Genomic DNA, 17,952 nt, shown 5'->3' with positions numbered 1-17,952 from the left:
ATGACGGCGAATCGCAACGCCGTGCCGCCGCCCGATCGGCCGCCCATATAGGCCGAAGCGGCCCTGCCCGCCATCGCCCAGCCGTCGTGCGGCGTTTCGCGCGATCGCAGGAATGCAGGCTAGCTGCGGGTGAACAGCGGGTCCTTGCGCTCGCGGAAGGCGGCGACGGCGATCTTGTGATCCTGGCTCTTGCGCAGGACGCGGAGCTCGTCCCCCAGCATCCGGTTGGCGTCCTCGGGACAGAGGTCCGGCGCGCGGTTGGCGGTGCGCTTGGTGGCCTCGACGGAGAGCGGCGCCCGCGAGGCGATCCGCTCGGCGAGCGTCAGGGCAGCCGGCATCAGCGCCTCGGGCGCATAGACGCCGGTCGTCAGCCCGTAGCGCTCTGCGGTCTCGGCGTCGTGCGGCAGGCCGGTGAGCAGCATGGCCTTGGCCCGCGAAACGCCGATCAGGCGGGGCAGCCGATAGGTCGAGGCCATCAGCCCGACGTTCACCCCGGCGCAGACGAACTTCGCCTCGGTCGACGCGATTCGGATATCGCAGCAGCAGGCGAGCTCAAACCCGCCGCCGACGCACCAGCCGTTCACAGCGGCGATCACCGGCGCGCGGGTGGCTTCCAGCCGCTCGAGCAGCCGCCCGAAGCCGGCGAGGTCCTCCCCCTGAGGCGACACGGCCTTCAGGTCGTCACCCGAGCAGAAGGCGCGGCCCTTCCCGGTGATGACGAGGCAGCGCAGGCTGTCGTCGGCCTCCACCCGATCCAGCGCGGCCATGAAGGTGGCGCGCATCTCCACGCCGAGCGGATTCATCGGCGGATTGTCGAGGGTGAGCTGGACCACCCCGTGTCCTGCCGGCTCCACATGCACCTCACCGCTCACGCCGCTGTCTCCTTGCGCTCTTCGGCCGCCGCGCCCGCGCGGATCAGGGACTCGATCTCGTCGCTCGCAAACCCCGCCTCGGCCAGCACGGCGCGGGTGTCCTGGCCCACCTCGGCCGGACCGCGCCTGAGGGCGACGGGGGTCTCGTGCAAGGTGATCGGCGTGCGGACGAAGCGGCGGCCGGCCACCTCGGCCAGCAGGCCGCGGGCGGCGACCTGCGGGTCGGCCCAGGCCTGGGCGATGTCGTTCAGCGGCCCGGCCGGCACGCCGACGCCTTCGAGTTTCGCCAGCCAGTTCTCGGTGGTGTCTTTCGCGAGCACGCCCTCGATGCGCGCCTGCAGGGCGTCGCGGTTGCGCACGCGGCGGTTCGGGCGATCGAACCTCTCCTCGGTCGCCAGCCCAGGTTCGCCCAGCGCCTCGCAGAACCGCAGCCAGAGCCGCTGGTTGTTGACGCCGACGATGATCCAGCCGTCGGCGGTCCGCAGCGCCTCGTACGGCGCGGCCAGCCGATGGCGGGTTCCCTGTCGCCGGGCGACCTCGCCGGTCGAGAGATAGAGGCCGGTCTCCCAGATCGTATAGGCAAGCGCCGACTCCAGCAGCGAGGTTTCCAGGTGCTGGCCCCGGCCGGTCTGGTCGCGATGGCGCAGCGCCGCCAGCACGCCGACCGCCGCGAACACTCCGGCGTTCAGGTCCGACAGCGGCACGCCCGCGGCGACCGGCTTGTCGCTCCCCACCTCGCCGGTGAAGCTCATGATCCCGCTCATCGCCTGGGCGATCAGGTCGAAGCCGCCGCGGTCGCGATAGGGGCCGTCCAGGCCGAAACCTGAGACCGAGGCGTAGACCAGCCGGGGATTGATCTCGCGGAGCGCGGCATAGCCCAGGCCCATGCGGTCCAGCGATCCCGGCCGGTAGTTCTCGACGAACACATCGGCGGTCTCGGCCAGGCGGCGGACGACCGCGGCGCCGCGGTCGGTGGTGAGGTCGAGGGCGATCGCCCGCTTGTTGCGGTTGACGTAATCGAAGGCGCGGAACGCCTGGCCCGGATGGCCGCGCGTGGTCTCGCCGGCGGGGGGCTCGATCTTGATCACGTCGGCGCCGAGATCAGCGAGGATCAGCGAGCAATAGGCGCCGGCGATCACGTGGGTGCAGTCCAGCACCTTCAGCCCTTCGAGCGCGCGCATCCGCCTTCCCTCTCTCCGCTCGGCGCCGCTTCGGACGCTTGCCCGGACGATAAGGGCGCTAGGGCGGCGGCGCCAGCAGGCAGGCGCGCGCCAGCGAAACGCGGGTGAGCTCGCGCCGGCGAAGGAAGATCTGCATGGCCTCCGTCGTGGGATCGCGACTCTTCTGCCATTCCCCAAGGTCGCGATAGCGGGTCATCAGCAGCAGCCGGCGCGACCCGTCCGCCTTTTCCGACACGGTGGGCTCGATGGCGAACAGGCCGTAGATCTTCGCATCGAATCCGCCTTCGAAATCCGGCCAGGCCGCGCCGGAGAGGCGCAGAAACTCGTCGAATCCCTCGGAGTCCACATTGAACCAGTTGTGGACGTAGATCCCGCCGGGCTCCGGACGCGCCTCCTGGTGCGGGCGAAGCGTCGGCGACATCCGATGACGCTCGGCTGCGACCACGCCCGAGCCCTTCAGGACGGCGTCCGGGCTCGCCCGATCGTCGGTCAGCACCAGCGCCTCGTTCGAGGCGAAGCCCAGCAGCGGCGTGAAGACGCCGAGGATCCCTGGACCGCCGGTGGAGTAGACCTGGTCGGCCAGCACTCGCTGGGTCCCTCGCTCGCGTCCCAGCCTGAGCTCATAATAATGATAGATCATTGGCTTAGGATCAGAAATTCGCGCGACGGCTGATCGCGCCGTCGACCACGAGGTTGACGCCGGTGGTGAACGCCGAGCGCGGGCTCGCCAGGAACACCGTGGCCGCGGCGATCTCTTCCGGCGTGGCCATCCGGCCGGTCGGATTGCGCTTGATCATCTGCTCGAAGAAGGCGGGCGCGTTCTGCTTCACGTTCCCCCAGACGCCGCCTTCGAAGAACACCGTGCCCGGCGAGACGACGTTGCAGCGGATTTTCTTGGGCGCGCACTCCCGGGCGACGCCCTTGGCGAAATGGATCTGGGCGGCCTTTAGGGCGCCGTAGGAGTTGGGATTGTCGGTCTCCGCCGCGGAGATGGACGAGGTGATGACGAAGGCCGCATCGCCCTTCTGCTGCGCCGCCTTCTCCATGTGCGGCCTGGCGGCCTCGAACGAGCGCACCGCGCCCATGATGTCGATGTCGAACATCGCCTTCCAGGCATCCTCGGCATTGCCCTGAACCAGGGCCGAGGCGTTGGAGACCAGCACGTCCAGCCCGCCCAATTCCTCGGCGGCCTTGCTCACGAACGCCTTCAGCCCCGGCCCGTCGGCGATGTCCACGGCGTCGCCCCAGGCCTTCACCCCCTTGGCCTGGAGGCTCTTCACCGCCTCGGCCACCTGGTCCGGATTGCGGGCGCAGATGGCGACATTGGCCCCCTCCTCGGCGAACAATTCGGCGATCGCGCGGCCGATGCCGCGCGTGGCGCCGGTCACCACCGCCGTCTTCCCCTTGAGCTGCAGATCCATCCCGTCCCCTCTTCTAAGACCCCGTGCGGCTGTCTCGCGGCGCACCGGCGTGCCAGGCGGCGATCCGACCGAACGTCAAACCCTGGACCAGCACCGAGAAGATCACTACCGCGAAGGTTGTCGAAAGGATAACCCCCTGCGCCGGTCCTTTCGGGATCGAGAGCGCCATGGCGAGGGACAGAGCCCCGTGCAGTCCGCCCCATGCGAGTACCAGGCCGGCGTGCTTCTGGCTCTGGCGCAGCTGGAAATAGGCCCCCCAGGGCATCACCACGGCGAACCGCGCGGCGAGCACCAAGGCGAGCGCCGCCGCCCACAGGCTCACGAGTCTGGCGTCGAACGGCACCACCAGCACCTCCAGCCCCAGCAGCAGGAAGAGAAGGCCGTTCAGCACCTCGTCCACGAGCGTCCAGAACGCCCGCACATAGCGCTGGGTGGTCTCGCTCATGGCGGTCCGGATGCCGCCGTCGCCGACCAGCAGGCCCGCGGCGACCACCGCGATGGGCCCGCTGACGCCCAGGGACCGGGCGATGGCGTAGACGCCGGTCGCCAGCGCCAGCGAGAGCGTCACCTCCACGGCGTAGTCGTCGATGGCGCGCATCACGCGGATCACCAAGCTCGCGGCGACGATCCCCAGCACCAGGCCGCCGGCCGCCTGCACGATCACCTGCGCGACGGTGGCGACCGGGCTCACCTGGCCGCCGCCCACGGCGATCGCCAGCGCGGCGGTGAAGACCACGATACCGACGCCGTCGTTGAACAGAGCCTCGCCCTGCAGCACCACCTCCAGCACCTTGGAGAGCCGACCCTCGCGCACCGCCGCAAGCACCGCGATGGGGTCGGTCGGGCTGATCAGGGCGCCGAACACGCAGGCCCAGGCCAGGCCGAGCGGCAGGCCGAGCGCCCGTGCGGCGAGCCAGAGGCCGACGCCCACGATCAACGTGGAGGCCAGCACCCCCAGGGTGGCCAATGACCATACCGAGAGCCGCCGACGGCGGAGCTCGGAAAGGTCCACCTGCATGGCGCCCGCGAACAGCAGGAACGCCAGCATGTAGCCCATCACCGCGCGTGGGAAATCCAGCCCGTGCACGGCCGCGATCACCGGCCCGGCGCCGGCGCGGGGCGCCCATCCGTCGAGCAGCACCAGAGGGCCGGCGTTGGCCAGTCCGGCCAGGACCATCACGGTGGCCGCCGGCCAGCGCAGGAACCTGGCGTTCAGCCAGCCCGCGGCCGCCACCAGGCTCAGGAACAGCGCCGCCAGCTGAAAAGGGGTCATGGAATGATCCTCCGACGCCAGCTTGGCGTTACCGGCGTGAACGTCGATCTGGGGTGTACGAGATGGGCGGAGCGGCGGAGCGCGCAGCTTGGGCGGTCGGCCCGCAGCGCAGGCCCCCGAACCCTGGCGCTGATCGCCGTCGGCATCTCGCTCTTCCTCTCCGCCTGCGAGCGTAAGCCCGCCCCGCCTGCCGGGGCCGCCCACAAGACCCCCCGTCCCGCCAGGCGGCACGGGCGCCGCCGCGGCGATTCCGGCCGAGGATAGCCAGCGGACGATGCCGGCCAAGGGCTACGCCTCCACGCGCTGTCCCGGGCTGAGCGAGATCACCGTCAACAATGTGCAGAACTGAAGGCGGCGTTCACAGTCTCGACCGGCGCTCCGAACAGCGGCCCGGCGACAACAAGTGGACCGCCGAGTCCTCGCGCGCGCCCCGACACCGGGGCGCTTTCGAGCCCGGGCGATGTGAAGGGCCTGCTCGCAACCTATCACGTGCCGCAGATCATTGACCGGCCGCGCCCGGTGCTGCGGAATGAGCCGGGTCGGAGCCGATGGCGGGCCCGATCTACACAATTGATGGCCGATGCCGCCGGCGCTGTTCGCGCTCATCTGCCTTGAACGGGAGCATCGTCCCGATCAGACAGTCCGAAGAAGCCGCCTATTGTTGCGTAGCCTCGCATTGTAAACGCGTACATCTGACTAGTCGTGGCGGCGGAGACCGAGGCTGACACACTATACTTCAGAAAACCCAAAGCCTGGAGATTGTTTCTGCTCGGACGCGACGAGCGTTATCCAGCCGCTACTCCTGGGAATTCTTGATGCTACGGCGCCGTACAGGAACCTTTGTTGTTCATGTCGGTTAACCGTTCGTCGGGCTGCGGGCATGACGCTCAAGGCCGAGGTGCAGCTTGGGGCGGCGCGACCGCCTCATCAGACAGGGGCGCGCGATGCAGGGCCGCTTCAGCACTCATTTGGGCGTTCGTCCCATGGATCCGATCGTCCGCCGTTTGCGAAGCCTAGCGCCGTTGTCCGATGCCGACGTGGAGATCGTCCGCGGCCTTGCCGAGCGGCGGGAGCGGCATGCGCCGGGCGCGCAGCTCGTCGCCGAGGGCGGCGTCAGTGCTGGCCCGCGCTTCATGGTGTCCGGCTGGGCGTGCCGTCAGCGCCTGATGGTCGACGGCCGGCGTCAGATCTTCAGCTTCATGCTCCCGGGCGAAGGCATCGGCTTCGCACGCCGCCCGGCGCTCGCCGCGACCGTGGCGCTGACCGCCCTCGAGACCGTCGACGCCACGCCCATTCTCGAGGCCGTTCGAAGGGGTGCGACGCCCGCGCTCGCCCGTGCGCTTGCGGCCATGGAGTGCTTGGAAGAAGCGCTGTTGCTCGATCACGTGGCCCGGCTGGGCCGCCTCACCGCCTACGAGCGCGTGGCGCATTTCCTGCTCGAGCTGCAGCAGAGGCTGGAGATCGCAGGCCTCGGCGACAAGCAGCGCTTCCCGCTGCCGCTGACACAGGAGATCCTGGCCGACGCCCTGGGTCTTTCCATCGTGCACGTGAATCGCACCCTGCAGCAGCTTCGCCGCGGCGGCCTCATCGAGCTGCGCTCGGGCGTCGCCATCCTGCTGCAGCCGGAAGCCCTGGCGAAGATCTGCGACTACCGCACCACCGCGGTCCAACCCATCAAGGCGGCCTGAGCCCTAGCCGGTGTTCCGCAGGCCCGCGGCGATGCCATTGATGGTCAGGTGGACGCCCTCGAGCACGGCCTCGTCCCCGTCGCCCGCACGCCGCCGGCGGATCAGCTCGATCTGCAGATGGTTCAGCGGATCGATGTACGGCAGCCGCGAGCGGATCATCGCGGCGAGATCCGGGCTCTTCTCGAGCAGCGCCGATTGACCGGTGATCGCGAGCAGGGCTTCGAGGGTGCGGTCCCATTCGGCGCGGATGTGGTCGAACACAGTGGTCGCGAGCGCTCGATCCTCCACCAGGCCGGCATAGCGGCTGGCGATGCCGAGATCGGCCTTGGCCAGCACCATTTCCATGTTGGCCAGCGTGGTGGCGAAGAACGGCCACGCCTCGTGCATCTCCCTGAGCGCGGCGACCGGGACGCCGGCGTCCTTCACCGCCGAGCCGAAGCCGTACCAGCCGGGCAGCATCGCCCGCGATTGCGACCACGAGAACACCCAGGGGATGGCCCTGAGCGCCTGCACGCTGCGCGTCGATGAGCGCGCCGTCGGCCGGCTGCCGATGTTCAGGTCGGCGATCTCGTTGATCGGGGTGGCGGCGTAGAAGTAGTCGACGAAGCCGGGCGTCTCGAACACCAGTGCGCGGTAGGCGGCCATGGCCGAGCGCGCCAGCGCGTCCATCGCCGTGCCGTGGGCGGGCGTCGTCTGCCCCCCGGCGGCCTTCTGCAGCGAGGCCAGGACGACCCCTGCTGTGAGCGTCTCCAGGCTCTGCTGGGCGATCTCGGGATCGGCGTACTTGTTGGACACCACCTCGCCCTGTTCGGTGATGCGGATGCGGCCGTTCACCGTGCCGCGGGGCTGCGCGAGCAGGGCCTCGAAGCTGGAGCCGCCGCCACGACCCACCGCCCCGCCCCGGCCGTGGAACAGCTGCAGCCGCAAGCCCGCTTCGCCCACCACCGCGCAGATCGCGCGCGAGGCCTTGTGCAGCTCCCAGGTCGAGGTGAGATAGCTGCCATCCTTGTTCGAGTCCGAATAGCCGATCATCACCTCCTGCAGGCCGGAGGGCGCGAGCAGCTCTCTGATCAGCGGCAGCTCCAGATATCGCGCCATCGTCTCGGGGGCGGCGCGCAGGTCCTCGATGGTTTCGAACAGGGGCTCGGCGAAGATCTCCGTCCGCGGCGGATCGCCGGGCGAGTACAGCCCGACTTCCTTGAGCAGCAGATAGACCTCCAGGAGGTCGGAGACGGCTGTGGTGTTGGAGACGATATAGCAGCGGATGGTCCGGGCTCCGTAGCGGCGCTTCACGTCCGCCGCCGCCGAGAGCACGGCATGCTCGCGGGCCGTCTCTTCGCTGTAGCGGGCGAAGGGCGAATAGAGCAGGCGGCCGTGCCCAAGCTCTCTGAGCAGCAGCTCGCAGCGCGCCGCCTCGTCCAGGTCTGCATAGTTCGGGCAGGCGCCGGCCGTCTTGAGCAGCTCGGCGGTCACGCGTTCGTGCACCGCCGAGTTCTGGCGCAGGTCGAGCGTGGCGAGGTGGAAGCCGAATACGTCCACGGCCCGGATCAGGTCGGGCAACGGCCCGCGATCGAACACCGCCCCGTGTTTCTCCAGGAGCGAGTCCAGCACGATCTGCAGATCTGCGTGGAGCGCCTCGGGATGGTCGTAAGACGGCGCAGGACCCGCGGGCGCTCTCGGAGGCGCCTCGCCCGTCAGATCGAGGTAGGTCGCCGCGACCCGAGCGTAGATGCCGATCAACGCCCGTCGATAGGGCTCCTCCGCGCGATGCGGCGAGCGGTCGACCGAGACGGTTGCAAGCGACTCGAGCGCCGGCGTCACCTCCGTCAGCCGCTCGGAGAGCGAAAGCTCCGCGCCGAGCGCATGCAGCCGCTCGAGGTAGAGCGCCAGCGCCGCCTTGGCCTGGCGCGCGACGGCGGCCTGCAGCACCTCAGCCGTGACATAGGGATTGCCGTCCCGGTCGCCGCCGACCCAGGAGCCCACCCGCAGGAAGCTGGGCAGCCCGCCCCCGTCGGCCAGCACGTCGCGCCAGTGGGCGTACAAGGCCGGCAGAGCGGCCAGGAAGCTCCGCTCGAAGAACGAGACGGCGTTCTCGATCTCGTCGGCCACCTCGGGCTTCACCGATCTCAGCAGCCGCGTACGCCAGAAGATCGAGACCTGGCGGTTCAGCTCCCGCTCGATGGCCTCCCGTGAGGGCTCGCTGGCCGCCTGGTCGAAGGCGTCGAGCTCGTCGGCGATCGCGCCCTGGCGATCGAGGACGCTCTTGCGGCGCACCTCGCTGGGATGGGCCGTGATCACCGGCGCGATCAGTCCGCCCCGCAGCAGCTCGGCGACCGCGTCCTGACCGGTCCCTTCGGCGCGCAGGGTGCGCAGGGCGCCGGCCAGGGTGTCCGGGCGGGCGTCGCCGCTGCGACCGCGACGGCGGTCGATCTGGTCCTCGGCGATGTTGGTGATCTGCAGGAAGCAGGCGAAGGAGTGGACGAAGCGGACCGTGTCGGAGAGGCTCAGGCCGGCCAGCCGCTCGGCCATGCGGGCCGCGGCCTCGGGCGTGCCCTCCCGGTGGAAGGCGACCGAGGCCTGGCGGATCTCCTCGATCTGGTCGAACACAGCCTGGCCGTCCTGGGCGCGGATCACATCGCCCAGCACGCGGCCCATGAAGCGGACAGTGGCCCGGAGCTGGTCGGGGAGCGACTGGCTCATGGCCGGAAGAAGCCACGATCGCGCGGGTCCGTCAGCCCCTATTCCGTCCTCAGCGCCGCCGCCGGGCGTTTGGACAACGCCTGGAAGGCGGCGAGCAGGCCGCCGATGGCGGCCAGCGCGGCCGCGCCCGCCAACAGGGCGCCGACGCCGGCCCAATCCACGCTCCAGTGGATCTTGAAGACCTTGACCACGACCGGCCAGGCGGCGGCGTAGCCGAGCGCCACGCCTGCGGCCCCGGCGATCGCGCCCACCGCGCCATACTCCAGGACATAGGCGGCCAGGATCTGCGCCCGCGAGGCGCCCAGCACCTTCAGCGTCGCGGCTTCCCGCGTCCGCTCGCGGGCGCGCGCCGCGATCGCGCCGGCCAGCACCAGCAGGCCCGCCAAGGCCGCCACTGCCGCCGCCCCGCGCACCGCCAGGGCGACCCGATCGAAGAGCTCGGTCGCGGCCTCCAACTGCTCGCGCACCGAGATCACGTTCACCTGCGGGAACGGGCCGGCGAGCGCGCGGATCACGCGCTGCTCCTGAGGGCGGCTCGCCTTGGCGATCGCCACGTCGTGCAGGTGCGCGCCGGCGAGCGCGTCCGGTGAGATCACCAGCGCAAAGCTCGCGCCGAAGCTGCCGAACTCCACCTTGCGCAGCGCCGCCACGCGGGCGTCGATGTCGCGGCCGAGGATCGAGAGCGTGACGGATTGGCCGATCTTCAGGTCCGTCGCCCCGGCGACATCCTCATCCAGCGCCACCAAAGGCGGACCGGCATAGTTGGCCGGCCACCAGCCGCCGTCGGTGATTCCGGGATTGGGCGGCTCGGGGCCGATCGCAGAGAGCGAGACGTCGTTGTCGTAGGCCCAGCGCTCCGACTGGACCAGGCGCTTGGTGTCGACCTGACGCCCGCGGACCTTGACGATCCGGCCGGTCAGGAACGGGACCCGCAGGTAGGTGTCGCGGGTCAGCGGCTGGCCGAACGCGCGGCGCACGACCGCGTCGAACTCCGCTGCGCGATCGCCGGGGATGTCGGTGAACACCAGGGCCGGCGCGGTCTGCGGCGCGACCTCCGTCACTTCGGCCAGCAGGCTCGACTGGATCAGCACCACGGCCGCCAGCAGGCCGACGCCCAAGCCGATGGCGGGCGCCGCGGTCCGCGCCGCCGAGCGCGGGCCGGCAAGGTTGGCGAGCCCGATCCGCATCGGGCCCCGGGCGGCCACCCGCGCGCGGCCCGCCGCCCGCGCCGCCCCCGAACCGAGGGCCCAGAGCAGAAGGAAGGCGCCCGCCACCCCGCCGATCATGATGCCGGCGGCAAGCGGCGTGGGCGCAGTGACGATGGCGAGCGCCGCCAGTCCGGCGGCGGCCAGGCCCGCGCCGATGATTTCAGGGCCGAGGCGCAGCGCGCCGGCGAGGTCGCTGCGGAACAGGCTGGCGGGAGGCGTCGCTCGGGCTCTGGCCAGCGGCGCCAGCGAGAAGGCGGCCGCGGACAGGAGGCCGAAAGCGGCGGCCTTGGCGAGCGGCCAGGGATAGACGGCGAACAGCGCCGGCACCGGCAGCTTGTCCCTGACGATGGCGCCCAGGAGCAGCGGCGCGGCGGCCCCGGCCGCCAGTCCGATGGCCACGCCCAAGGCCGCGAGCACGCCGATCTGGATCAGGTAGAGGTCGCGGATCAGCGCGCCTTGCGCGCCGAGCGCCTTCAGGGTCGCGATGGCCGGCTTGCGGGCTTCCAGATAGGCGCTGACCGCGCCGAAGACGCCCAGGCCGCCCGCCACCAAGGATGCGAGGCCGATGAAACCGAGGAAATACTCGAGCTGGTCGATGACCCGGTTGACGCCCGGCGCGGCGTCGTCGCGCTCGCGGATGCGGAACGCCTCGCCCGGAAACGCCTTTTTGATCGCGGCCATGGTGGGCTTCGGTTTGAGCCCCGGCCGGAGCGCGATCCGCACCGTCTCGCCGAACGGCAGCCCCGGGGTGAGAAAGCCGCCGGCCTGCAGCGCGCCCATGCGGGTCAGGACCCTGGGCCCGAGCGCAAAGCCGCGCGCCAGGCGGTCCGGCTCCTCCAGCAGCACGGCCCGGGCGACAATCGGCACGTTTCCCGCGAGGAAGCGATCGCCGAGCTTCAGGTGCAGGCGATCGAGCAGGGACTGCTCGACGGCCGCTCCCCAGGCGTCGCCGTCCGGCGTCAGCGCTGCGGCCAGCGACGGCGCTCCGTTCAACGTCACCTTGCCGGCCAGCGGATAGTCACCCTCGATCCCGCGCAGGTCCACAAGCCGCCGCTCACCGGAAGGCGCCTCGGCCATGGCGCGGTTCGCCGCCGCCACTGAAACCCGGCCGAGGCTCGCGAAATAGGCGCGCTCCTTCGGCGAGAAGCGCCGTTGCTGGACCGTGATCGAGAGGTCGCCGCCGAGGATCTCGCGGGCCTGGCTCGCGAGGCCCTGACGGAACGCCTCGGCCGTCGAGCCCGCGGCGGCGATCGCCGCGACGCCTAGCGCCAGGCAGGCCAGGAAGATGCGGAATCCCCGGACGCCGGCCCGCAGTTCGCGGGCGGCGAAGCGGGCGGCGAGCGGCGTCATGCGGTCTCTACCGTGCGCCCGTCGCGGAGCCGAACCATCCGGTCGGCGCGGCCGGCAAGGGCCAGGTCGTGGGTGACCAGCACCAGCGCCGCGCCGGTCATGGCGACCAGCTCGAACATCAGCTCGGCGACCTGGTTTGCATTGGCCGCGTCCAGGTTGCCCGTGGGCTCGTCGGCGAACAGCAGCTGCGGTTGAGGCGCAAGCGCCCTGGCCAGCGCCACCCGCTGCTGCTCGCCCCCGGAGAGCTGGTGCGGATAGTGATGCCCGCGCGCCGAAAGACCAACGCGGTCGAGCCAGTGGCGGGCGGTGCGGGTCGCATCGGCGAGCCCCGCGATCTCCAACGGGGCGGCGACGTTCTCTTGCGCGGTCATGTTCGGCAGCAGGTGAAAGGACTGAAACACCAGCGAGACGCGGCCCCGCCTAAGCCGCGCCCGGCCGTCCTCGTCCAGCCTGGCCAGGTCCTCGCCGAACAGCAGCACGCGGCCGCCGGTGGGCCGCTCGAGCCCGGCCGCCACGGCGATGAGCGACGACTTGCCGGACCCGGACGGCCCGACCAGCGCCACCCGCTCTCCCGCCCCCACGCGCACGTCCAGCTCGCGCAGGATCTCCACCGGGCCGGCCGGCGAGGGAAGCGTCAGAGACACACGGTCCAGGATCAGCGGATCGGCGGCGGGCAATCGGGCCTCAGGCGTTGGCGACGGGCGTCTTCTCCTACATAGGACAGGCGTATGGCCGATACATCTCACCGCCTCTCCCGCCGCACGCTGCTCGCGGCGAGCCTGGCCGCTCTGCCGGTGCGGGCGCTCGCCGCCCGCGGCGAGGTGGTGACCATCCTGGGCGACTCCATCACGGCCGGGCTCGGCCTGCCGGGACGCGACGCGCTGCCGAACCAGCTGCACCTCGCGCTCGAACGGCTGGGCGTGGCGAACACGGTTCGCGGCGCCGGCGTCTCCGGCGACACCACCGCCGACGGCCTGGGGCGTCTCGGCTTCTCGATCCGGCCGGACACTTCGGTCGTGGTGGTCGCCCTGGGAGGCAACGACCTGCTGCAGGGCCTCGACCCAAAGGCCACCCGCGCCAACCTCGACAAGATCCTCGCCCGACTGGCGGAGCGTCACCTGGGCGTCGTGCTCTGCGGGATCCACGCGCCGCGGGAGATCGGGGCCGGCTATGCGCGCGACTTCGACGCCGCCTTCTCGGACGTGGCCCGCGCCCACCATGTGGCCTTCTATCCGGACCTGCTGGGAGGCGTGGAACGCAATCCCGCGCTCAATCAGGCCGACGGGATCCACCCCAATGCGCGCGGCGTGCGAATGATCGCGGCCCGCCTCGCGCCGGTCGTGGCGAAGGTGATGCGGGGGCGCCGCTGAGGCCGACTCGACCTCAGTAGGATCCGCGGCGGCTGAGCACCGCCGGCACCGTCGCGAGGATGATGTAGCTGTCCAGGACGATGCTGCGCTCGCGGGCATAGACGCAGTCCAGGGCGACCCGCGTGCGATAGCTCGTGTCGTTGCGCCCGCTCACCTGCCACAGCCCGGTGATCCCCGGCCGCACCGCGCAGTAGTGGTCGAAGCGGCGGCCGTACTTGGCGATCTCGGCGTCGACGATCGGACGCGGCCCGACGAGGCTCATCTCGCTGCGCAGCACGTTGAACAGCTGCGGCAGCTCGTCCAGGCTCGAGCGCCGGAGAAACGCGCCCAGCGGGGTCACGCGCGGATCGTTGCGGAGCTTGTGATCCCGCTCCCACTCGGCGCGCGCGTCGGGATCGCTGGCCAGGAGATCCGCCAGCCGGCGTTCGGCGTCGACGGCCATGGTGCGGAACTTGAGGCAGTAGAAATGGCGGCCGTTCTGGCCGATGCGGCGATGGGCGAACAGGATCGGTCCGCCGTCCTGGGCGAACACCGCGATCGCGACGGCGATCATCACCGGCGCCAGGAACACCAACGCGACAATCGCGATGAGCAAGTTCATGGTTTCGGTCAAGACCTCGTCGGTCGAGACCTTGCGCAACCGCTGCCGGGTCCCATGCGAGACCCGGTTCACATAGACAATTTCGGACATCGATCAGTTCGGAAGCTGGCCGGCGGAGCCACTCTCCGCCGCGTTAACGGACCGAAAACCAATTGCTACGGTTGGTGGTTCCGACAGCTTAGAAAATGATCATCTCTGTGGTCTGAGGGCGGCCCACGACCCGAGCCGGCGCGCAAAACGACGGGCCCGCACGGGCCCCGCGCACCGATCTAGGCGGCGGCTTCTTCGTCGCAGGATGGCGACAGTCGTCGTTCGATAGCCGCCAGAGCGGCCGCCCGACTGACCTGCGCCCCATTGGCCACGGTGAGGCCGTCCTCGTCATAGACGCACCACGCCCAGCCGTCCTCCCGCTGGGACAGCGAATAAGCGAACGACCGCGGTTCGGATTCCGTCTCCCGGCTCATGCAGGCGAAAACACGCCTGACCCGCTGCGGTTGCACAGCTTGTCCCAAATCCTGACCTGCGCCGATCGCGATGGGCGGCCGGCGGGGCGGCTTACGGCCCGATTCCACAACCTTCTTGGCCGCGCCGCGGAACAGCCTGACCAGAGTGGGAGTTGGAGCCATGTGGCGGTGCGCCACAAATCGTTGGTCGCGATTCCTTGGAGCTTCACATGATGCGCAGGCGCTCGTCCTCGCTCGCCGCCGCCGCCGTCCTGGCGCTGGCGGCGCCCTCCGCCCTGGCCGCCACAACCATCCTTCCCCCGCCGGACGCAGGCTTCCACTCATCGCCCGGCGTCACCGACTACACGATCGGTCCGCAGGACAAGCTCGACGTCAACGTCTCGCAGCTGCCGGACCTTTCGAAAGAGGTGCAGGTGGATCCGAGCGGCCGAATCCTGCTGCCCCTGATCGGCCAGGTGCAGGCCGCGGGCCGCACGCCGGAGCAGTTGTCGGACGACATCGCCACGGCGCTGAAGCGCAAGTACATGAAGGATCCCATCGTCGTGGTCTCCGTGAAGGACGCGATGGGCGAGAAGGTCACCGTGGACGGCGCCGTCAGCAAGCCCGGCGTCTATCCCCTGCCCGGCCCGACCACTCTGCTGCAGGCCGTCGCGCTGGCCTCCGGTCCGGATCCGAGGCTCGCCAACACGCACCGGGTGGCGATCTTCCGCACGGTGGGGGGCCAGCGCCGCAGCGCCTTTTACGACCTCGATCAGATCCGCCACGGCAAGCAGCAGGACCCGGCTGTCTACGGCAACGACATCGTCGTGGTCGACGAGTCGGGCGCCAAGTCGTTCATGCAGAACTTCCAGGGCGGCTCGTTCCTCGGACTGCTCGGCATGTTGATCCGTCCCTGGTGAGGCGCCGCGGCAACGACGTCCGGGCTGCTGACCCCTCTGTTGGCGTCGCCGAGGAACCGCCTCAGGCGCGGGGGGTTATTGGCCAAGCTAGTTTCTTCCGGTGGGGCCTGCCGGGCCCGAGTAGGACAGGGGGTGGCGCCGAGGCTTCCGCGGCGCTCATCCGCAACTCGGGCCTGTTGGGACTTCCGCCGTCGCCAGATGGTCCCAACGCAGGTCACACATGAACAGTCTCATTCCGATCTCGCATGAGCTGCCCGCACCGCTCGGGCAAGCCTTCCGACCGATCGAGCCTGAACGCATGCACCTTCGGCAGCTGTTCGGGATCCTGTTGCAGCGCGCCAGGCTGGCGCTCGGCGTCGGCGGAGCCGTGTTCCTGGTGACGGTGACCGCATTCGCCCTGAAGACGCCGACCTATACCTCCACGGGCGCGATCGTGATCGATCCCAAGGGCGAGAACCTCGCGCAGGCCCAGCAACCGCAGGGGTATGTCTCTCCGGCCGACGTCAACGCCGTCGACACCCAGGTCGAGATCCTGAGGTCCGATGCGCTGGCCGAACGCGTCGTGCGGCGGCTCAAGCTCTACAACGATCCGGAGTTCAACCCCTCGCAGTCGACCCGCCTTTTCGGCCTGATTCCGCCCAAGGCGCCCATCGCCAATCCCAGTCCGAGGCTGGTGGCGCGCGTCGCCTCCAACCTGCTCCACGACATGTCGGTGCATCGGGCGGACCAGACCTACGTGGTCTACGTCAGCGCCTCGTCCATCTCGCCCCAGAAGGCGGCGACGCTCACCAACGTCTACATGGACGAGTACCTCGCCAAGCAGCTGGACGATAAGATCGCCCAGGTGTCGCGCGCCAACCACGAGCTCGGCGCGAGCCTCGAGAAGATGCGACGCGACGCCGAAGTGGCCGAGGCCAATGTCCAGGAATACAAGAACGCCCATGGGCTGATGAGCGCCGAGGGCGCGACCATGGCCGAGCAGGAAGTCACCAACCTCAACACCCAGATCGCCGCGGCCAAGGCCGAGCACGCCGAAAAGGCCGCGCGGCTGGCGGCGGCCGAGTCGCAGCTGCGCTCGGGCGGCGGCGGCCAAGACGTCGGCGCAGCGCTGGGTTCCGAGACCATCAAGGACCTGCGCAAGCGCGAGGCCGAGCTGTCCGTCAAGCTCGCCCAGCTGAAGACTGACTTCACGGACGACTATCCCGACGTGAAACGCACCCAGGCGCAGCTCAAGGACGTGCGGGCCGAGATCCAGACCGAGATCAACCGGATCATGTCCAGCCTGAAGGCCGACGCGACGGCGGCGGCGGGGCGCGAGTCCTCGCTGCTGGCCAGTCGCGGCCAGGCCGCCGGCGGCATCGCCTCGAACAACCAGGCGCTCGTCGGACTGGTGGGCCTGCAGCAGCGCGCCGACGCCGCCAAGGCGATCTACGACGCCTACCTCAATCGCGCCAAGGAAGTCGCGGCCGAAGGCGGCATTCAGCAAGCCGACGCCCAGATCAGTTCGCAGGCCGCCGTCCCCTCGGCCCCCTCGTCGCCGAACATGAAGCTCGGCGCGGTGCTGGCGCTTCTCGCGGGCCTGATCTCGGCGAGCGCGGCGATCATCATGGCCGAGTTCTGGGACAAGCACCTGCGCTCGCGCCTCGACGTCGAGCGTGAGCTGGGCGTGGCGTTCGCGGGCGTGCTGCCGGACTTCCGCTCGGTGAAGCCGAAGAACCTGCGCGGTCCGGACGCCCAGCCGCAGGAATACCTCGTCAGCCATCCGTTCTCGGGCTTCTCCGAGGCGTTCCGCAACCTGCGCGCCTTCTTGATGGTCTCGGCCCACGACGACGACGCCAAGCTGATCGCCATCACCTCGGCCGGTCCGCGCGAAGGCAAGAGCCTGACCGCGTTCTGCCTGGCGCGCACCCTGGCGCTCAGCGGCTCGCGCGTGTGTCTGGTGGACTGCGACCTTCGCCAGCGCGGGGTGAGCAAGCTCATCGGAATGCGCGACGTGGGCCTGGTCGAGGTCGTGCAGGACAAGATCCCCCTGTCGGAGGCGCTGGTGCACGATCCCAAGAGCAACTGCTTCGTGCTGCCGGCGGCCGGCAAGTCGATCCCCTACGACCTGTTTTCCAACCCAGACACCGACGAGGTGCTGCGGGATCTGTGCAACCAGTTCGACTATGTGATCCTCGACGCCCCGCCGATCCTGGGCGTGGCCGACGCCCGCATCCTGGCCGGCAAGGCCGACCGCGTCCTCTACCTCGTGCAGTGGAACAAGACCCCGCTGCGCGCGGCCCAGTCGGCGGTCGACATTCTGCGTGAATGCGGCGCCGATGTCGTGGGCGCGCTCCTGACCAAGGTCAACGTCAAGGGCCAGGCGCGCTATGGCTATGGCGACTCCAGCGACTACTACGGCTACTTCAAGAACTACTACATCGCCAACGCCTAGGCGCGGCCGCGAGGCAGGAGCGGGCTCAGCCCGCTCCTGAGTCCGCCGTGGGGGCGATCACCTTCCGCTCGATCAACATCCGCTCCAGCTGCCGCATGTTGTTCATCAGCTCGATCGCCCCCTTGCTCGACATGATCACTCGCGCCGCGGTGTACGCCCACTGCTTGGGCGGCTGATCGCCCTCCGGCTCGTCGAACCGGCTGACGTAGAATTCGAAGCGCACGCAGACCCCGTCGAAGAACAGGCGCGCCAGGCCGTCGGCGAACACCTCCGAGACCTCGGGGCGATCGACGAAGATCGGCTTCGCAGGCGGAAGCGTCTCGGCTGGCATCGCTCAACTCCAGTCTCGTCCGGCGCGCGGCGAACACGCCGGCCGGGGGAAAGGTCCTCGCCTCCTGCGCGAGCCGCAAGCCCGGAAGACAATGAACTTTTCGGCGCGCAAGTCGCTTGAAGTCAAGCGGCCCCGCATGGAAGCTGGGCGCCGGGCTCGG

15 protein-coding genes are annotated in these 17,952 nt (G+C 70.0%); 4 read left to right on the top strand and 11 right to left on the bottom strand.

Annotation, left to right across the window (positions count from 1 at the left end; translation table 11 throughout):
- Window positions 1–119 precede the first annotated feature (119 nt).
- Genes Q0W60_RS10910 through Q0W60_RS10890 form a run of 5 tightly spaced genes read right to left on the bottom strand, consistent with a single transcriptional unit; the run spans window position 120 to window position 4,747 of the window.
- Window positions 120–872: an enoyl-CoA hydratase/isomerase family protein gene (locus tag Q0W60_RS10910; RefSeq protein WP_297695467.1), complete on the bottom strand. Its 753-nt coding sequence runs from the start codon at window positions 870–872 to the stop codon at window positions 120–122.
- Window positions 869–2,053: a CoA transferase gene (locus tag Q0W60_RS10905; protein ID WP_297695465.1), complete on the bottom strand. Its 1,185-nt coding sequence runs from the start codon at window positions 2,051–2,053 to the stop codon at window positions 869–871. The genes Q0W60_RS10910 and Q0W60_RS10905 overlap by 4 nt, the downstream gene beginning before the upstream one ends.
- A gap of 58 nt (window positions 2,054–2,111) precedes the next feature.
- Complete coding sequence (locus tag Q0W60_RS10900) at window positions 2,112–2,693, bottom strand: hypothetical protein (protein ID WP_297695462.1); 582 nt, start codon at window positions 2,691–2,693, stop codon at window positions 2,112–2,114.
- 10 nt (window positions 2,694–2,703) lie between these two features.
- On the bottom strand, window positions 2,704–3,474 hold the full coding sequence (locus tag Q0W60_RS10895) for an SDR family oxidoreductase (protein ID WP_297695460.1): 771 nt from the start codon (window positions 3,472–3,474) through the stop codon (window positions 2,704–2,706).
- Window positions 3,475–3,487: 13 nt separating this feature from the next.
- Window positions 3,488–4,747: a sodium:proton antiporter gene (locus Q0W60_RS10890; RefSeq protein WP_297695458.1), complete on the bottom strand. Its 1,260-nt coding sequence runs from the start codon at window positions 4,745–4,747 to the stop codon at window positions 3,488–3,490.
- A 944-nt stretch (window positions 4,748–5,691) separates the two neighbouring features.
- On the opposite strand from Q0W60_RS10890, the gene Q0W60_RS10885 reads away from it, so the two are divergent.
- Window positions 5,692–6,435, top strand: coding sequence for a Crp/Fnr family transcriptional regulator (locus tag Q0W60_RS10885; protein ID WP_297695456.1), 744 nt, complete (start codon window positions 5,692–5,694; stop codon window positions 6,433–6,435).
- Window positions 6,436–6,438: 3 nt separating this feature from the next.
- Here Q0W60_RS10885 and ppc read toward each other — a convergent pair whose 3' ends face one another.
- The 3 genes from ppc to Q0W60_RS10870 are packed head-to-tail and all read right to left on the bottom strand — an operon-like array spanning window position 6,439 to window position 12,370.
- Window positions 6,439–9,135: a phosphoenolpyruvate carboxylase gene (ppc, locus tag Q0W60_RS10880; RefSeq protein WP_297695454.1), complete on the bottom strand. Its 2,697-nt coding sequence runs from the start codon at window positions 9,133–9,135 to the stop codon at window positions 6,439–6,441.
- A 38-nt stretch (window positions 9,136–9,173) separates the two neighbouring features.
- Window positions 9,174–11,693 (bottom strand): FtsX-like permease family protein, encoded by a 2,520-nt coding sequence (locus tag Q0W60_RS10875; RefSeq protein WP_297695452.1) that lies wholly within the window; start codon window positions 11,691–11,693, stop codon window positions 9,174–9,176.
- Entirely contained in the window at window positions 11,690–12,370 is a 681-nt protein-coding gene (locus Q0W60_RS10870) for an ABC transporter ATP-binding protein (RefSeq protein ID WP_297695450.1), read from the bottom strand. The genes Q0W60_RS10875 and Q0W60_RS10870 overlap by 4 nt, the downstream gene beginning before the upstream one ends.
- A 51-nt stretch (window positions 12,371–12,421) precedes the next feature.
- Here Q0W60_RS10870 and Q0W60_RS10865 point away from each other — a divergent pair, with 51 nt between their 5' ends.
- Entirely contained in the window at window positions 12,422–13,063 is a 642-nt protein-coding gene (locus Q0W60_RS10865) for an arylesterase (RefSeq protein ID WP_297695448.1), read from the top strand.
- Between the two features lie 13 nt (window positions 13,064–13,076).
- Here Q0W60_RS10865 and Q0W60_RS10860 read toward each other — a convergent pair whose 3' ends face one another.
- Window positions 13,077–13,754: a sugar transferase gene (locus Q0W60_RS10860; RefSeq protein ID WP_297695446.1), complete on the bottom strand. Its 678-nt coding sequence runs from the start codon at window positions 13,752–13,754 to the stop codon at window positions 13,077–13,079.
- Window positions 13,755–13,933: 179 nt separating this feature from the next.
- Window positions 13,934–14,290, bottom strand: a complete 357-nt coding sequence (locus Q0W60_RS10855; RefSeq protein WP_297695444.1) for a hypothetical protein — start codon at window positions 14,288–14,290, stop codon at window positions 13,934–13,936.
- A 47-nt stretch (window positions 14,291–14,337) separates the two neighbouring features.
- Here Q0W60_RS10855 and Q0W60_RS10850 point away from each other — a divergent pair, with 47 nt between their 5' ends.
- Window positions 14,338–15,027, top strand: a complete 690-nt coding sequence (locus Q0W60_RS10850; RefSeq protein WP_297695433.1) for a polysaccharide biosynthesis/export family protein — start codon at window positions 14,338–14,340, stop codon at window positions 15,025–15,027.
- Window positions 15,028–15,325: 298 nt separating this feature from the next.
- Window positions 15,326–17,461: an AAA family ATPase gene (locus Q0W60_RS10845; RefSeq protein WP_297695431.1), complete on the top strand. Its 2,136-nt coding sequence runs from the start codon at window positions 15,326–15,328 to the stop codon at window positions 17,459–17,461.
- A 25-nt stretch (window positions 17,462–17,486) separates the two neighbouring features.
- Here Q0W60_RS10845 and Q0W60_RS10840 read toward each other — a convergent pair whose 3' ends face one another.
- Window positions 17,487–17,792 (bottom strand): hypothetical protein, encoded by a 306-nt coding sequence (locus Q0W60_RS10840; protein WP_297695430.1) that lies wholly within the window; start codon window positions 17,790–17,792, stop codon window positions 17,487–17,489.
- Between the last annotated feature and the right edge of the window lie 160 nt (window positions 17,793–17,952).

Origin of the sequence: Phenylobacterium sp. (assembly GCF_025934275.1) — a bacterium.
GTDB lineage: Bacteria > Pseudomonadota > Alphaproteobacteria > Caulobacterales > Caulobacteraceae > Phenylobacterium.
This window is presented reverse-complemented; position numbering and strand designations above follow the sequence as displayed.

What these genes read in the sequence shown, in the direction of transcription:
- Q0W60_RS10900 (WP_297695462.1), bottom strand. Translation starts at nt 2,693, where the DNA reads ATGATCTATCATTATTATGAGCTCAGGCTGGGACGCGAGCGAGGGACC.
- Q0W60_RS10875 (WP_297695452.1), bottom strand. Translation starts at nt 11,693, where the DNA reads ATGACGCCGCTCGCCGCCCGCTTCGCCGCCCGCGAACTGCGGGCCGGC.
- Q0W60_RS10890 (WP_297695458.1), bottom strand. Translation starts at nt 4,747, where the DNA reads ATGACCCCTTTTCAGCTGGCGGCGCTGTTCCTGAGCCTGGTGGCGGCC.
- Q0W60_RS10840 (WP_297695430.1), bottom strand. Translation starts at nt 17,792, where the DNA reads ATGCCAGCCGAGACGCTTCCGCCTGCGAAGCCGATCTTCGTCGATCGC.
- Q0W60_RS10895 (WP_297695460.1), bottom strand. Translation starts at nt 3,474, where the DNA reads ATGGATCTGCAGCTCAAGGGGAAGACGGCGGTGGTGACCGGCGCCACG.
- Q0W60_RS10855 (WP_297695444.1), bottom strand. Translation starts at nt 14,290, where the DNA reads ATGGCTCCAACTCCCACTCTGGTCAGGCTGTTCCGCGGCGCGGCCAAG.
- Q0W60_RS10845 (WP_297695431.1), top strand. Translation starts at nt 15,326, where the DNA reads ATGCACCTTCGGCAGCTGTTCGGGATCCTGTTGCAGCGCGCCAGGCTG.
- Q0W60_RS10850 (WP_297695433.1), top strand. Translation starts at nt 14,338, where the DNA reads ATGATGCGCAGGCGCTCGTCCTCGCTCGCCGCCGCCGCCGTCCTGGCG.
- Q0W60_RS10885 (WP_297695456.1), top strand. Translation starts at nt 5,692, where the DNA reads ATGCAGGGCCGCTTCAGCACTCATTTGGGCGTTCGTCCCATGGATCCG.
- ppc (WP_297695454.1), bottom strand. Translation starts at nt 9,135, where the DNA reads ATGAGCCAGTCGCTCCCCGACCAGCTCCGGGCCACTGTCCGCTTCATG.
- Q0W60_RS10860 (WP_297695446.1), bottom strand. Translation starts at nt 13,754, where the DNA reads ATGTCCGAAATTGTCTATGTGAACCGGGTCTCGCATGGGACCCGGCAG.
- Q0W60_RS10905 (WP_297695465.1), bottom strand. Translation starts at nt 2,053, where the DNA reads ATGCGCGCGCTCGAAGGGCTGAAGGTGCTGGACTGCACCCACGTGATC.
- Q0W60_RS10865 (WP_297695448.1), top strand. Translation starts at nt 12,422, where the DNA reads ATGGCCGATACATCTCACCGCCTCTCCCGCCGCACGCTGCTCGCGGCG.